General features: G+C 69.4%; 13 protein-coding genes. 5 read left to right on the top strand and 8 right to left on the bottom strand.

All coding sequences use genetic code 11. From position 1 onward, the window contains the following. Window positions 1-44 precede the first annotated feature (44 nt). Together ACFWM7_RS08155 and clpB are read right to left on the bottom strand one after the other, a co-directional pair. On the bottom strand, window positions 45-593 hold the full coding sequence (locus ACFWM7_RS08155) for a YbjN domain-containing protein (RefSeq protein ID WP_383256491.1): 549 nt from the start codon (window positions 591-593) through the stop codon (window positions 45-47). A gap of 158 nt (window positions 594-751) precedes the next feature. Beyond that, window positions 752-3,343 carry an ATP-dependent chaperone ClpB gene (clpB, locus tag ACFWM7_RS08150; RefSeq protein WP_383256489.1) on the bottom strand — a complete coding sequence of 864 codons (2,592 nt, stop codon included), beginning with the start codon at window positions 3,341-3,343 and terminating at the stop codon, window positions 752-754. Between the two features lie 245 nt (window positions 3,344-3,588). Here clpB and ACFWM7_RS08145 point away from each other — a divergent pair, with 245 nt between their 5' ends. Continuing rightward, the gene (locus ACFWM7_RS08145; protein ID WP_010063192.1) at window positions 3,589-3,990 is read left to right on the top strand and encodes a pyridoxamine 5'-phosphate oxidase family protein; all 402 of its coding nucleotides are present in this window, start codon (window positions 3,589-3,591) and stop codon (window positions 3,988-3,990) included. Window positions 3,991-4,104: 114 nt separating this feature from the next. Here ACFWM7_RS08145 and ACFWM7_RS08140 read toward each other — a convergent pair whose 3' ends face one another. Together ACFWM7_RS08140 and ACFWM7_RS08135 are read right to left on the bottom strand one after the other, a co-directional pair. Then, entirely contained in the window at window positions 4,105-4,425 is a 321-nt protein-coding gene (locus tag ACFWM7_RS08140) for a hypothetical protein (protein ID WP_030588701.1), read from the bottom strand. Beyond that, on the bottom strand, window positions 4,422-4,661 hold the full coding sequence (locus tag ACFWM7_RS08135) for a hypothetical protein (RefSeq protein ID WP_383256484.1): 240 nt from the start codon (window positions 4,659-4,661) through the stop codon (window positions 4,422-4,424). Before ACFWM7_RS08135 ends, ACFWM7_RS08140 begins: the two co-directional genes overlap by 4 nt. 101 nt (window positions 4,662-4,762) lie before the next feature. On the opposite strand from ACFWM7_RS08135, the gene ACFWM7_RS08130 reads away from it, so the two are divergent. After that, window positions 4,763-5,773 (top strand): helix-turn-helix transcriptional regulator, encoded by a 1,011-nt coding sequence (locus ACFWM7_RS08130; protein WP_383256481.1) that lies wholly within the window; start codon window positions 4,763-4,765, stop codon window positions 5,771-5,773. Between the two features lie 389 nt (window positions 5,774-6,162). Then, a complete protein-coding gene (locus tag ACFWM7_RS08125; RefSeq protein ID WP_383256479.1) occupies window positions 6,163-6,687 on the top strand; it encodes a hypothetical protein in 525 nt (174 codons plus the stop codon). Between the two features lie 109 nt (window positions 6,688-6,796). Here the strand turns inward: ACFWM7_RS08125 and ACFWM7_RS08120 are convergent, their stop codons facing one another. The 4 genes from ACFWM7_RS08120 to dnaK all read right to left on the bottom strand — a co-directional run bounded on the left by ACFWM7_RS08120 (window position 6,797) and on the right by dnaK (window position 11,041). Next, the gene (locus ACFWM7_RS08120; RefSeq protein WP_205081238.1) at window positions 6,797-7,249 is read right to left on the bottom strand and encodes a heat shock protein transcriptional repressor HspR; all 453 of its coding nucleotides are present in this window, start codon (window positions 7,247-7,249) and stop codon (window positions 6,797-6,799) included. Between the two features lies 1 nt (window position 7,250). Beyond that, window positions 7,251-8,441, bottom strand: coding sequence for a molecular chaperone DnaJ (gene dnaJ, locus ACFWM7_RS08115; RefSeq protein ID WP_383256475.1), 1,191 nt, complete (start codon window positions 8,439-8,441; stop codon window positions 7,251-7,253). 96 nt (window positions 8,442-8,537) lie between these two features. Next, window positions 8,538-9,191, bottom strand: a complete 654-nt coding sequence (gene grpE, locus ACFWM7_RS08110; RefSeq protein ID WP_205081236.1) for a nucleotide exchange factor GrpE — start codon at window positions 9,189-9,191, stop codon at window positions 8,538-8,540. Further along, complete coding sequence (dnaK, locus tag ACFWM7_RS08105) at window positions 9,188-11,041, bottom strand: molecular chaperone DnaK (protein WP_383256471.1); 1,854 nt, start codon at window positions 11,039-11,041, stop codon at window positions 9,188-9,190. Before dnaK ends, grpE begins: the two co-directional genes overlap by 4 nt. Window positions 11,042-11,357: 316 nt before the next feature. Between dnaK and ACFWM7_RS08100 the strand changes: the two genes are divergently transcribed. After that, on the top strand, window positions 11,358-12,320 hold the full coding sequence (locus tag ACFWM7_RS08100) for a sugar transferase (RefSeq protein WP_383256468.1): 963 nt from the start codon (window positions 11,358-11,360) through the stop codon (window positions 12,318-12,320). A gap of 148 nt (window positions 12,321-12,468) precedes the next feature. Then, window positions 12,469-14,736, top strand: coding sequence for a (Fe-S)-binding protein (locus ACFWM7_RS08095; RefSeq protein WP_383256465.1), 2,268 nt, complete (start codon window positions 12,469-12,471; stop codon window positions 14,734-14,736). The last annotated feature ends 196 nt before the right edge of the window (window positions 14,737-14,932 follow it).

The following is a 14,932-nucleotide window of genomic DNA, read 5'->3' as shown; positions in this document are numbered from 1 at the left end:
GTCGTGATGACCGCTGCCCGGGCCGTTGCCGTGACGAAGCGTGGTCAGGCGCCCGCAGGCTCCTCGCCGTCCTCCGTCTTGCCCTCGGCGGGCTGGATGCCGAGCCGCTCGACGAGCCACTTGTCGAACTCGATCGAGGCGCGCACCCAGCTCACCGTCGAGGAGACGAAGTGCTCCAGGCTGACGCCGGTGCCGATGAGCATCTGCGCCTCACCGATCAGCCGGACGGAGCCCGTCTCGCCCTCCTCGCCCTCGTGGGCGTGGGTGTAGACCTTGGGCCACAGGGTGCGGCGGTTCCAGTCGTCGATGGCGTCCAGCAGGACGGGACGCTGGTCCAGGTCGTGCGGGCGGTCGTAGAACGTACGGACCGAGAAGACCTGCTGCTCCGCCTCGCCGCGGAACATGAAGTACGTCCGGAACTCTTCCCACGGCGCCGCGAGGTCGCCCTCGTCGTCGACGACGTACTTCAGCTCCATCTGGTCGAGGAGCTGCTTGACGAGGTCCTGGTCAGGGACGACGGGGCCCTCCGGTCCTGCCGCCTGCGGTTCGGGCTGGCCCCCGAAATTAGGAATCGAGGACGGATCGATGCTCACCGTTATTTCCCTTCGTGCGGTTGCGGCCATCCTCTCCCATGGCGGGCGGGGCATGGCAAGCCCCGGCGGCCCCGATCAGCCACAAGCTGACAGACAGCGTGTGGAGACGGGATCCGCCGGGCGTTCGCCCACAGACTGCGACGGTCCGTGACCGCAGGTTACGAGGCGGGGCCGACGATCAGTCCGTCCTCGGCCCGGTCCACCCGTACGGTGTCACCGTCGCGGACCTCGCCGGACAGGATCTCCTTGGCGAGCCGGTCGCCGATCGCCGTCTGGATGAGCCGGCGCAGCGGCCGCGCCCCGTAGGCCGGGTCGTTGCCCTCCTGGGCGAGCCAGGCCAGCGCCTCGGGAGTGACGTCGAGGGTGAGCCGCCGCTCGGCCAGCCGGGCCGCGAGCCGGTCGATCTGGAGCCCGGCGATATGGGCCAGCTCGTCACCGGAGAGGGCCGAGAAGACCACGAGGTCGTCGAGCCGGTTGATGAACTCCGGCTTGAAGGAAGCCCGCACCACCTCCAGCACCTGCTGCTTCTTCACCTCGGGCTTGACCAGGGGGTCCATCAGGAACTGGGAGCCGAGGTTGGAGGTGAGGACGAGGATGGTGTTGCGGAAGTCGACCGTGCGGCCCTGCCCGTCGGTGAGCCGGCCGTCGTCGAGGACCTGGAGCAGGATGTCGAAGACCTCGGGGTGGGCCTTCTCCACCTCGTCCAGGAGCACGACGCTGTACGGGCGCCGGCGGACGGCCTCGGTGAGCTGGCCGCCCTCCTCGTACCCGACGTAACCGGGCGGGGCCCCGACGAGCCGGGCGACGCTGTGCTTTTCGCCGTACTCGCTCATGTCGATGCGGATCATGGCCCGCTCGTCGTCGAACAGGAAGTCCGCGAGCGCCTTGGCCAGCTCGGTCTTGCCGACGCCGGTGGGCCCGAGGAAGAGGAACGACCCGGTGGGCCGGTCGGGATCAGCGATCCCGGCGCGCGTACGACGTACGGCGTCGGAGACGGCCTGCACGGCCTCGGTCTGCCCGATCAGCCGCTTGCCCAGCTCGGACTCCATCCGCAGCAGCTTCTGGGTTTCGCCCTCCAGCAGCCGCCCGGCCGGGATGCCGGTCCAGGCGCCGACGACGTCCGCGATGTCGTCCGGCCCGACCTCCTCCTTGACCATGGTGTCCTTGTCCTTCGAGGCTTCCTGCTCGGCCTCGGCGGCCTCCTCCAGCTCCCGCTCCAGGCCGGGGATCTCTCCGTACAGCAGCTTGGAGGCGGCGTCGAAGTCGCCGTCGCGCTGTGCCCGTTCGGCCTGGCCGCGCAGTTCGTCGAGGCGCTCCTTCAGCTCACCGACCCGGTTGAGCCCCTGCTTCTCCTTCTCCCAGCGGGCGTTGAGGCCGCGCAGCTCCTCCTCCTTGTCGGCGAGATCGCGGCGCAGCTTCTCCAGGCGCTGCTTGGAGGCGGGGTCGGACTCGTTCTTGAGGGCCAGCTCCTCCATGCGCAACCGGTCGACGGAGCGCTGGAGTTCGTCGATCTCCAGCGGCGAGGAGTCGATCTCCATCCGCAGCCTCGACGCCGCCTCGTCGACCAGGTCGATGGCCTTGTCGGGGAGGAAGCGGGAGGTGATGTAGCGGTCGGAGAGGGTGGCGGCGGCCACCAGCGCCGAGTCCGCGATCTGCACCTTGTGGTGGGCCTCGTAACGGCCCTTGAGCCCGCGCAGGATCGCGATGGTGTCCTCGACGGACGGCTCGGCGACCAGCACCTGCTGGAAGCGGCGCTCCAGGGCGGGGTCCTTCTCGATCCGCTCGCGGTACTCGTCGAGCGTGGTCGCGCCGACCATGCGCAGCTCGCCGCGGGCCAGCATCGGCTTGAGCATGTTGCCGGCGTCCATGGCGGAGTCGCCGCCGGCGCCCGCGCCGACGACGGTGTGCAGCTCGTCGATGAACGTGATGATCCGGCCGTCGCTCTCCTTGATCTCGGAGAGGACGGTCTTCAGGCGCTCCTCGAACTCACCGCGGTACTTCGCGCCCGCGACCATCGCGCCGAGGTCCAGCGACACGAGCCGCTTGTCCTTGAGGCTCTCCGGAACGTCGCCCTTGACGATGCGCTGGGCGAGCCCCTCGACGACGGCGGTCTTACCGACGCCGGGCTCGCCGATGAGGACGGGGTTGTTCTTCGTCCGGCGCGACAGCACCTGCACGACGCGGCGGATCTCCTGGTCGCGGCCGATGACCGGGTCCAGCTTGCCCTCGCGCGCGGCGGCCGTGAAGTCGGTGCCGAACTTCTCCAGGGCCTTGTACTGGCCCTCCGGGTCGGGTGTGGTCACCCGGCGCCCTCCCCTGCTCGTCTCGAATGCGGCCAGCAGCTCCTTGGCACCGGCGCCCTGCCCGTCGAGGATCTCACCGGCGCGCCCGCCCTTCGCGGCGATGCCGATGAGCAGGTGCTCGGTGGAGATGTAGTCGTCGCCGAGCTCCTTGGCCCGCTGCGCGGCGTCCTGGATGACGGCGAGCATCTCGCGGTTGGGCTGCGGCGGGGCGACGGTGGACCCGGTGACGCTGGGCAGCCCGCCGAGCAGCCGCTCGGTCTCGCCGCGCACCAGCGCCTGGTCGGCCTCGACAGCGGCGAGGAGGTCGGTCACGTTCTCGTTGTCCTGCCCCTCCAGCAGCGCGAGCAGCAGGTGTCCCGGGGTCAGGTCGGGGTGCCCGTCCTTCACGGCCCTGCTGGTGGCCGCGTTGATGGCGTCCCGGCTCTTGTTGGTCAGCTCGGCGTCCACGTGTGGTTACTCCTCCTCGCAGCTGGTGGGTCGTGCCTGCGTGCGTACGTCCTGTATTGACTCAAACAACGTGTACAAAGTTGAGTCTACTCCACTCAAGGCGCTGCGCGCACGCGTGGCGGGGCCCTCGAAGCGCCCTGGCCGCGGGGCCCCCGGAGCACCCTGCCGGGCTGCGGGATCCTCGGAGCACCCTGCCGGGGGTGCTCGCACGCCGCCCGTGGCCGGGGTGCTCGTACGCTGCCCCCATGGCAGACGTACGCAATCCCTCCCCCGAATACGTCGCGTTCTGGCGCGAGAGCCACCTCTCCACCCTGACGACCCCCCGCCCGGACGGCACGCCGCACGTGGTGCCGGTCTGCGTGACGTACGACCCGGAGGCCGGCGTGGCACGGGTGATCACCGACGGCGGCAGCCGCAAGGTCGCCCACATCCGCGCGGCCGGCCCCGACGGGGCGCGCGTGGCGGTCTGCCAGATCGACCGGGCCCGCTGGGCGACCCTGGAGGGCCGCGCGGTCATCCGCACCGAGCCGGAGACCGTCAAGGACGCGGAGGCCCGCCACGAGGAGCGCTACGGCCGCCCGCCGCGGATCAATCCGACGCGGGTCGTCATCGAGATCACCCTCGACCGGGCACTCGGCAAGGCCTGACCTCTCCGCCTTGGGCAGCCCGGGGACAGCACAACGGCGCCACCGTGTTCAGGTCACGGTGGCGCCGCTGTGTGGGGGAAGCGCCGGAGCGATGGGTGACGACGGGGGAATCGCTCAGGCACTGCGGGGGGTGGCGGAAAGGGGTTCTGCGTCGAACAGCTCGTGGTCCCGCTGGTCGAGATTGACGAAGATCATGCCGTACCTGACAGCACAGCGGACCGGCTGCGGCGCACCGCGGGGCCGGCGGAGGCAGCGATAGGCGCGGACGTCCTCGTCCTCTTCCATCACCACGACGATCGGCTCTCCGAACAGGGTGACCATCAACGAGTCGCCACGGCGGGGGAGTGCCGTGAGCAGATCGATGAAATGCCACCCTGAGCGATAGGCGGTTGCCATCTCGCGCCGGAAGGTGCGGTCGTCCGGCGGGGTGGTCATGCGACCGTACGGGCCGGAGCGACCCAGCCGATGTCCCCTGGGACCGCGGCGGGCGCGACCCAGCCGATGTCACCCGGGACCGCGGCGGGCGCGACCCAGCCGATGTCACCGGGCGCTGCAGCCTGAACAGCCTTCTGCTCGCCGCTGCCGCCCATGACGCCGACGCCCGTCAGCCCGAGTCCAAGGGCCGCGACGAACGAGGCGGCAAGCGCCGAGCGAAGCATTCGCTTGTACATAGTCGGCTTCGTCCTCACTTGTGGATTCTTCTCCCCCGCACCTAAGACGATGTCCCACCTGGGCACACGAACACCACCGGGTCGATGCATCATGTTCCTGAATGTTCAGGAACCTGGGGGGTGGAGATATGACCACAAGCCACATAAAGACGACACATCCTCACGGGATCACCGAACTATGCGAAGCAGGGGGGCGTCTTTACGCCACCGCGCTCCGGTCCGGCCGCATCGCCCGATCCGAGCTGGCACCCGCTCCGTGCCTGATGGAATTCGCGCTGCTCCATCCGGACCCGGACGACCCGGGCTGGCTCCGGCCGGTGCCGCCGTCAGCGGCGCTGGCCCAGCACCTGCACCCCATAGAACGCGAGATCCAGGAACGCCGACGGCATTCGGTGGAACTGACCGAGTCCTTCGAGCCTTTTATGGACATCAGCGCCCAGGGCCCGCCCACAACGCATGCCATCACCGTGCTGGAGGGCGTCAACCGGATCAACGCTGCCCTCGATCTCGCGACCACGGAATGCCGGGCCGAGGTGCTCACCGTCCAGCCGGGCGGCGGACGGAACGAGGACCAGCTCAGCAAGTCCCTGGAGCGCGGGCTGTCCGTCGTCCACCGCGGGGTGCGCATCCGCACCCTCTACCAGCACACGGTGCGCCACAGCCCCAGCACCCTGGCCTACGCCGAGCGCATCGCCAACGACAACGTGGAGATCCGGACGCTCGAAGAACTCATAGAGCGCCTGATCGTCTTCGACCGCACGGTTGCCTTCATCCCGGCCCAGGACGACCGCCAAGTCGCTCTCGAACTGCGCCACCCCGGCCTCGTCGAATATCTTGTGAAGGTCTTCGAGCAACTCTGGACCCGTGCAGCGCCGCTCCTCGAAGAGGTCAAGTACGACCCGATGCCCCAGGGAATCAGTGGCGTTCAGCGTTCCATCGCCCAACTGCTCGTCGAGGGGCACGTCGACGATTCCATCGCCCGCCGACTCGGCATGAACGTCCGGACCTGCCGTGCACACGTGGCCAAACTCTCCGCCGCCCTGGGAAGCAGCAGTCGCGCCCAACTCGGCTATCTGATCGCCCGTTCGGGAATCCTGGACCAGAGCTCCTGACCCTTGCGCCCCCTCTCGCACCGGGGCACGGCCGCGCCAGGGGGAGAGGGCAGCCGCGCCCCGGAACCATCGAGGAAGTGCCCCGACTCCCCATGCCCCGAGCCTTTCGCGCCCCTTAGGCTTTGACCACCGTCATCTTGTTGCACTGCAAATGATGGGGGGTCAAAAATGCATACGGAGGGGCGAAACGGGCCCATGCGCACGGGAACAGAGAATTGTGCCCGCCCGCCGTCCAGCTCTACGAGACGGCGCTCCGCAACGGCCGCATCGCCCGCGCCGAGACCACCGGGCTTCGCCCCCCCTCCCCCGCGTCCTGCGAGAATCCCGTACGTCAGTCCTGACCGACCTGGCGAACACTCTCCGCACGACAGAAGGACCACGAAGCCCAGATGACCGACACCGCCCCCCTGCCCGCCCCCGTCGAGGACGACCACCACGGGGACATCCTGGTCGAACTCACCGGTGAGCACGGCGAGATGATCGTCGTGAGCGGCGAGCGGATCCCCCGCGTCGTCCTCACCCGCGCCCCCGGCGCGACGGTCGACGACCACATCGCCATCGGCACCCGCGACCGCCGACACCTCACCCTCACCGTGGACGGCCGGGAAGCGACGATCGCGCCCGGCAAGGGGAAGCTCCGCCGCCGCTCCTACCGGGTCGACGTCCGCCACGCGGGTACGTCCTACCGGCTCGTGCCCGACTCGATCCCGAGCAGCCGGCTGACCCGGAACGGCAAGCGCATCGGGGACTTCTCCTCGGCCGGCGACCGGCGGGTGCTCGCCGAGTGGCGGGACGGGGCCGTCGTCGAGCCGGCCGACGCGGCGATCGGCTACGCCCTGGCCGCCGCGTTCGGCACCGGCGGGCAGCCCATGTGGATGATGGCGGTCGAGACGATCAGCGAGTTCCTGCCGTAGGGCCCACCCATGCCCCCGGACACGCGAAAGGGGCCGGGAGGGCGTTCAACCGCCGCTCTCCCGGCCCCTTCGCACGGGCGCACGCACAGGCGCACCGGACGGACAGGCCCTACTCCGTCGGCCGCTTCGGCTTCGGCCGCCAGACCACCAGCGCGCTGGTCTGCTGCACGTCCTGATACGGCACCAGGTCCCGCCGGTACGAGGCGTGCACCTGGGCCTCGCGCTGCTGCATGGCGACCGCCGCGCCGTCCACCGCCGCCGAGAGCTCGGCGACGCGCTGCTGGAGCGCGGTCACCTGGTTCTCCAGCTCGATGATCCGCTTGATGCCCGCGAGGTTGATGCCCTCGTCCTGCGACAGCTGCTGCACGGTGCGCAGCAGCTCGATGTCGCGGGCCGAGTAGCGCCGGCCGCGCCCGGCCGTACGGTCCGGGGAGACCAGGCCGAGACGGTCGTACTGGCGCAGCGTCTGCGGGTGCAGGCCCGAGAGCTGGGCCGCGATCGAGATCACGTACACCGGGGTCTCGTCGGTCAGCTGGTACGGATTGCGTCGACGGCCGTCCATCTCAAGCTCCCTTCGCCGCCTGGAACAGTTCCGCCCGCGGGTCCTCGTCCGCGGTCGCCTTCCGGTAGGCCTCCAGGGCGTCCCTGGCCTCCTGGCCCAGGTCCCTGGGGACCGCGACCTCCACGGTGACCAGCAGGTCGCCGCGGGTGCCGTCCTTGCGCACCGCGCCCTTGCCCCGGGCGCGCATCGTACGCCCGTTGGGGGTGCCGGCGGGAAGCTTCAGGGTGACCGGGGGGCCGCCGAGGGTCGGGACCTTGATGTCGCCGCCGAGCGTCGCCTCGGGATACGTGACGGGCACGGTGACCGTGAGGTTGTCGCCCTTGCGGCCGAAGACCGGGTGAGCGTCGACGTGGACGACGACGTACAGATCGCCGGCCGGACCGCCGCGCTCCCCCGCACCTCCCTTGCCGCGCAGCCGGATCCGCTGGCCGTCGGAGACGCCCGCCGGGATCCGCACCTGCATGGTGCGCGCCGACTTCGCCCGGCCGCTGCCCTTGCAGACGTCGCAGGGGTCCTGGGCGATGAGGCCCCGGCCCTTGCAGTCGACGCAGGGGTCGGTGAGCGAGAAGCCGCCGCCGCTGCCGCGCGAGACCTGGCCGGTGCCGACACAGGTCGGGCAGACCCGGGGGGTGCCGTTCTTGTCGCCGGTGCCGGAACACGCCTTGCAGGGCGCCTGGCTGGACATCCGCAGCGGGACCGTGGCCCCGTCGACCGCCTCGGTGAAGCTGAGCGTCACCTCGGACTCGATGTCCTGGCCGCGCCGCGGCTGGACCCGGGTGCCCGTGCCGCCGCGGTTGAACAGCCCGCCGAAGACGTCGCCGAGACCGCCCCCGCCGCCGAAGCCGCCGCCCGCACCGCCCTGTCCGCCGCCCGGGGCTCCCCCGCCGAAGAGGTCGCCCAGGTCGAAGTTGAAGTTGCCGCCCGCACCACCGGGACCGGCCCGGAAGCCGCCGTTGCCGAAGAGGGCGCGTGCCTCGTCGTACTCCTTGCGCTTCTTGGGGTCACCGAGGACGTCGTTCGCCTCGGAGATCTCCTTGAAGCGCTCCTCCGCCTTGGCGTCGTTCTTGTTGGCGTCCGGGTGGAACTCGCGGGCGAGCTTCCGGTACGCCTTCTTGACCTCGGCGTCGGTGGCGTCCTTGGGGACGCCGAGGACCTTGTAGTAGTCCTTCTCGACGAAGTCCTTCGTGCTCATCGACGTCCCTCCTTCCGGACGATCGGCCGAGCGGCCGGCCCGTGGGCCGGCCGCCGGGCCGGTCGGTGTGCACCGCGGTGATCAGACGGGTCGACGTCAGACCTCCTCGGTGCCACCGCTCTCCTCGTCGTCTGCCTTCTTCTCTTCCTTCGCCGCGGCGGGCGTGGCGCCCGGCTGCGGCTCGGCGACGGCCACCCGCGCGGGGCGGATGGTGCGCTCGCCGATGCGATACCCCGGCTGAAGGATCGCCACGCAGGTCGTCTCGGTGACGTCCGGCGCGTAGCTGTGCATCAGGGCCTCGTGGATCGTCGGGTCGAAGGGCTCGCCCTCCTTGCCGAACTGCTGGAGGCCCAGCTTCGCGACGGTGGTCTCCAGCGATTCGGCCACCGACTTGAAGCCGCCGACCAGCTCGCCGTGTTCCCGGGCGCGGCCGACGTCGTCGAGCACGGGCAGGAGCTCGGACAGGAGGTTCGCGACGGCGATCTCCTTGACCGTGACCCGGTCCCGCTCGACGCGGCGACGGTAGTTCTGGTACTCGGCCTGGAGCCGCTGGAGGTCCGCGGTGCGCTCGCCGAGCGCGGTGCGTACCTGGTCCAGCTGTGCGGTCAGACCGACGGTCGGGTCGAGGTCCCCGGCCGGGGCCGCCTCCTCCTCCTCGGAGGAGTCGGCAGCCTTCGGCTCGGCGTCATCAGGGGTGGCGCCGGAGGGGACGTCGGGCTTCTCCTCGAAGCCCGGAGTCTCCTCGGTCACGCCGCACCGCCCTTGGCGTCCTTCTCGTCGTCCACGATCTCGGCGTCGACGACATCGTCATCGGCCTTGGCCTGCCCGTCGCCCGGGGCCTCGGCGCCCGGGGTCGCACCCTCGGCCTGGGCGTTGGCGTACATCGCCTGGCCCAGCTTCTGGGAGACGGCGGCGACCTTCTCGGTGGCCGTACGGATCTCGGCGGAGTCCTCGCCCTTGAGCTTCTCCTTCAGCTCCTCGACCGCGGTCTCCACCTCCGTCTTGACGTCGGCGGGAACCTTGTCCTCGTTGTCCTTGAGGAACTTCTCCGTCTGGTAGACGAGCTGCTCGCCCTGGTTGCGCGACTCGGCGGCCTCGCGGCGGGCGTGGTCCTCCTCCGCGTACTTCTCGGCCTCTTCGCGCATCCGGTTGACCTCGTCCTTCGGCAGCGAGGAGCCGCCGGTGACGGTCATCTTCTGCTCCTTGCCGGTGCCGAGGTCCTTGGCGGCGACGTGCATGATGCCGTTGGCGTCGATGTCGAAGGCGACCTCGATCTGCGGCACACCGCGCGGGGCCGGCGGCAGACCGGTCAGCTCGAACATCCCGAGCTTCTTGTTGTACGCCGCGATCTCGCGCTCGCCCTGGTAGACCTGGATCTGGACGGACGGCTGGTTGTCCTCGGCCGTCGTGAAGATCTCGGAGCGCTTGGTCGGGATCGTGGTGTTGCGCTCGATGAGCTTGGTCATGATCCCTCCCTTGGTCTCGATGCCGAGGGACAGCGGGGTGACGTCGAGGAGCAGGACGTCCTTGACCTCGCCCTTGAGGACACCGGCCTGGAGCGAGGCGCCGATGGCGACGACCTCGTCCGGGTTCACACCCTTGTTGGCCTCCTGGCCGCCGGTCAGCTCCTTGACGAGCTCGGCGACGGCGGGCATACGGGTGGAGCCACCGACGAGAACGACGTGGTCGATCTCGGAGAGCTGGATGCCCGCGTCCTTGATGACGTTGTGGAACGGGGTCTTGCAGCGGTCCAGGAGGTCCGAGGTCAGCTGCTGGAACTGCGAGCGCGTGAGCTTCTCGTCCAGGTGCAGCGGGCCCTCGGCGGACGCCGTGATGTAGGGCAGGTTGATCGTGGTCTCGGTCGAGGACGAGAGCTCGATCTTCGCCTTCTCCGCGGCCTCGCGGAGACGCTGGAGAGCCATCTTGTCCTTGGACAGGTCCACGCCGTGCCCGTTGGCGAACTGCTTCACCAGGTAGTCGACGACGCGCTGGTCCCAGTCGTCACCACCGAGGTGGTTGTCACCGTTGGTGGCCTTCACCTCGACGACGCCGTCGCCGATCTCCAGGAGGGACACGTCGAAGGTGCCGCCACCGAGGTCGAAGACGAGGATCGTCTGGTCGTCCTTGTCGAGGCCGTACGCCAGGGCGGCGGCGGTCGGCTCGTTGACGATGCGCAGGACGTTGAGGCCCGCGATCTCACCGGCCTCCTTGGTCGCCTGACGCTCGGAGTCGTTGAAGTACGCCGGGACGGTGATGACCGCGTCGGTCACCTTCTCGCCCAGGTACGACTCGGCGTCGCGCTTCAGCTTCTGCAGGATGAAGGCGCTCATCTGCTGCGGGTTGAAGCTCTTGCCGTCCAGGTCGATCTTCCAGTCAGTGCCCATGTGGCGCTTGACGGAGCGGATGGTCCTGTCGACGTTGGTGACCGCCTGGCGCTTCGCGACCTCGCCGACGAGCACCTCGCCGTTCTTGGCGAAGGCGACGACGGACGGCGTGGTCCTGGCGCCTTCGGCGTTGGTGATGACGGTGGGCTCGCCGCCTTCGAGAACGCTGACGACGGAGTTAGTCGTGCCCAGGTCGATGCCGACCGCACGTGCCATTTCAATTCCTCCAACAACTGACTACTTGAGTGGATCTGACTCAAGAATGCATGACGCCGGTCCCCGCGTCAACAGACCTGAGTCTCTTACGCTCAACTTATGTGCTCACACGGGGCACACTCGGCCCCGCCCGGCCGCCTCCACCACCACACGCCCCCACCCGCGCACGCCACACCCCGCGCGCACCACCCGGCCCACCGTCTCACCGTGGGATCGTTCTGTCACGAAATGCCGTGAGACGGCCACAACCGTCACCGACCGGCAGGTTTCACCGTGGATCGTCACACCATCGAACCTCGAACCCCGGGCGGGCGCGATGCAGAACGCGAGGAAGCCGCGCGTACGGCAGAAGAACAAGAAGAACCGGAAGAGCCAGAGGAACCGGCAGCCACAACAAACCCGGCCGCCCCAGCAGCCCCAGCCCCCACAGCCCCCACAGCCCCGCTCGGAGCCGGACAGGAGCCCGGAGCGGTACGCGACGCAATCGCGCAGCCCGGAGCGGTACGCGACGGAATCGCGCAGCCCGGAGCGGTACGCGACGGAATCGCGCAGCCCGGAGCCGTACCCGCCACCCGCGCACGCATCGGCCCCGCCCGCGCACCCGTACCCGCACCCGCACCCGCACCCGCACCCGTACAGAACACACCCGTACAGAACACCCACCGGCACAGCCAGGGGCCACTTCCCCTCGCGCCCCGCCGCACGCCTGGCCGACCTCACCGACCGGGCCGGGCGGCTCGCGGACCGCTTCGCCCCGCGCACACCGGCCGAACGGGTCCTCGACCTGACCCTCGGCACCGCCCTGCTGCTCCTGACCGCCCCCGCCGTAGCCGCGGCCGCCCTCACCCTGACCGCGAGGCGCACCCCGGGCGGCGCCTGGGACCGCCGGCCCCGGACCGGCCTGGGCGGCCGGGTCTTCGAGCTGCGCACCCTGCGCACGCGACGCTTCCGCCTGGACGTACTCTCCCGGCTCCCCCACGTCGTCCGGGGCGACCTGTCCCTGGTCGGACCCGCCCCTCTGGCCCCGGGCGACCCGCGGGCCACCGGGCCCGGCGCCCGGCAGTGGCGGCAGGAACTGCGGCCGGGACTGACCGGACTGGCCCAGGTACGCGCCCGCTCCGGCATGCCGTGGGACGACCCCGCCCTGCTGGACCAGCACTACGCAGAGCACCATGGAGTGGTGCTCGACCTGGCGATTCTGACGGAAGCCGTACGCGACTGCTTGCGGACGGCGCTCCGGAAGGCCCGCCTCGTCGAGGCACGACCAAGGCACACCTGAGCGACGCAGATCACCGCCCGCCCGACTGCAGCAGGGTGGACTAAGTGGATAGTGTCAGCACAGACTAATTAAGTTACTGCTTAGTAGTAGCGGGCAGTATCACGTACTCAACTGGATCCCGCTCTCGCAGGCCCGAGGAGCCCTACTCATGCAACTCGCCGCGATCATCGTGTCGCTGGTGCTGACGGTTGTCGGCGTTGCGCTCGTCGCCCGAGCCGTCGCGCAGATCTACCGCTTCGTCCGCCTCGGACAGGCGGTACCGGCAGGCAGCCGCACCGACGACCCCAAGCAGCGGACGATCACCTTGATCAAGGAGTTCGTCGGCCACACCCGCATGAACCGCTGGGGAATCGTGGGCGTCGCCCACTGGTTCGTCGCGGTCGGCTTCCTGACCCTGGGCCTGACGATCGTCACGGCGTACGGCCAGTTGTTCAAGGCCGACTGGGTGCTCCCGTACATCGGCACCTTCCTGCCGTACGAGGTCTACATCGAGTTCATCGCGCTCGGCACGACCCTCGGCATCCTCGTCCTGATCGCGATCCGCCAGCTGAACCTGCCCTCGCGGGCGGGCCGCAAGTCGCGGTTCACCGGCTCCAAGATGGGCCAGGCGTACTTCGTCGAGGCGATCATCCTGATCATCGGCGCCGCGATCATGGTGCTCCGCGGCCTGGAGGGCGCGCTCCACCACGTGGACGGCTACGGCCCCGCGTACTTCGCCTCGTACCCCCTGGTCATGGCCTTCGAGGGGCTGAGCGTCGAGACGCTGCAGAACCTGGTCTACCTGTTCGCCATGATCAAGCTCGGTACGACGATGATCTGGGCGATCACGGTCGGGCTGAACACCAACATGGGCGTCGCCTGGCACCGTTTCCTCGGCTTCCCGAACATCTGGTTCAAGCGGAACGCCGACGGCGAGGTCGCGCTCGGCGCGCTCCAGCCGATGACGTCGGGCGGCAAGGAGATCGACTTCGAGGACCCGGGCGAGGACGACACCTTCGGCGTCTCCCAGGTCGAGCAGTTCTCCTGGAAGGGCATCCTCGACTTCTCCACCTGCACCGAATGCGGCCGCTGCCAGTCGCAGTGCCCCGCGTGGAACACCGGCAAGCCGCTCTCGCCGAAGCTCCTGATCATGTCGCTGCGCGACCACGCGCACGCCAAGGCGCCGTACCTCCTGGCCGGCGGCGGCAAGGACATGGAGGGCAACGAGAAGGCCACCGAGGAGCAGCTCAAGGACGTTCCCGCGGCCGCCCTCGCCGAGGCCGAGCGCCCGCTGATCGGCACCGCCGAGGAGAACGGCGTCATCGACCCGGACGTGCTCTGGTCCTGCACCACCTGCGGTGCGTGCGTGGAGCAGTGCCCGGTCGACATCGAGCACATCGACCACATCGTCGACATGCGCCGCTACCAGGTGATGATCGAGTCCGCATTCCCGTCCGAGGCGGGCACGATGCTCAAGAACCTGGAGAAGAAGGGCAACCCCTGGGGGCTGGCCAAGAAGGCGCGCGTCGAGTGGACCAAGGAGGTCGACTTCGAGGTCCCGATCGTCGGGAAGGACGTCGAGGACCTCACCGAGGTCGACTACCTCTACTGGGTCGGCTGCGCCGGCGCCCTGGAGGACCGGGCCAAGAAGACCACCAAGGCCTTCGCGGAGCTGCTGCACATCGCGGGCGTCAAGTTCGCGATCATGGGCGGCGACGAGAAGTGCACGGGTGACTCCGCCCGCCGCCTGGGCAACGAGCCGCTGTTCCAGCAGCTCGGCCAGGAGAACGTGGCCATGCTGAACATGGCGTACGGCGAGGACGATGAAGACACGACGACGAAGAAGCCCAAGTCGTCGAAGAAGATCGTCGCGACCTGTCCGCACTGCTTCAACACGATCGCGAACGAGTACCCGCAGCTCGGCGGCGAGTACGAGGTCATCCACCACACCCAGCTGCTCCAGCACCTCATCGACGAGGGCAAGCTGATCCCGGTGACCCCGGTCGAGGGCCTGATCACGTACCACGACCCGTGCTACCTGGGCCGTCACAACAAGATCTACACCCCGCCGCGCGAGATCATCGCGAAGGTCCCGGGTCTGCGGAACGAGGAGATGCACCGCCACAAGGAGCGCGGCTTCTGCTGCGGCGCCGGTGGTGCCCGGATGTGGATGGAGGAGCGGATCGGCAAGCGCGTCAACAACGAGCGCGTCGACGAGGCCCTCGCCCTCAACCCGGACATCGTCTCCACCGCCTGCCCGTTCTGCCTCGTCATGCTGACCGACTCGGTCAACGGCAAGAAGAACGACGGCCAGGCCAAGGAGTCCATCCAGGTCGTGGACGTCTCGCAGCTCCTCCTGGAGTCCGTGAAGGCGCCCGTCGACCCGACCGGTGAGCCGGAGCAGGTGGACGCACCGGAGCCGGAACCGGCAAAGTGACGTAACGCATCAGCGCGATGAGCGGCCGGACCTGCCTCGGGGGCAGGACCGGCCGCTTTTTCGTGCCCGGAACCTCGCGGTGGCCGGAGGCCGACGTGACGACCGCCGCAGAGGAACTGTGAACTCGGACATGTACGCGACGACGTAACTGGAGCATCATGTGCCCCGGAGAAGCCCACCCGGGCTCCCGGAACAC

The organism is Streptomyces sp. NPDC058375 (genome assembly GCF_042723425.1).
In the GTDB taxonomy this organism is placed as follows: Bacteria; Actinomycetota; Actinomycetes; order Streptomycetales; family Streptomycetaceae; genus Streptomyces; species Streptomyces durocortorensis.
This window is presented reverse-complemented; position numbering and strand designations above follow the sequence as displayed.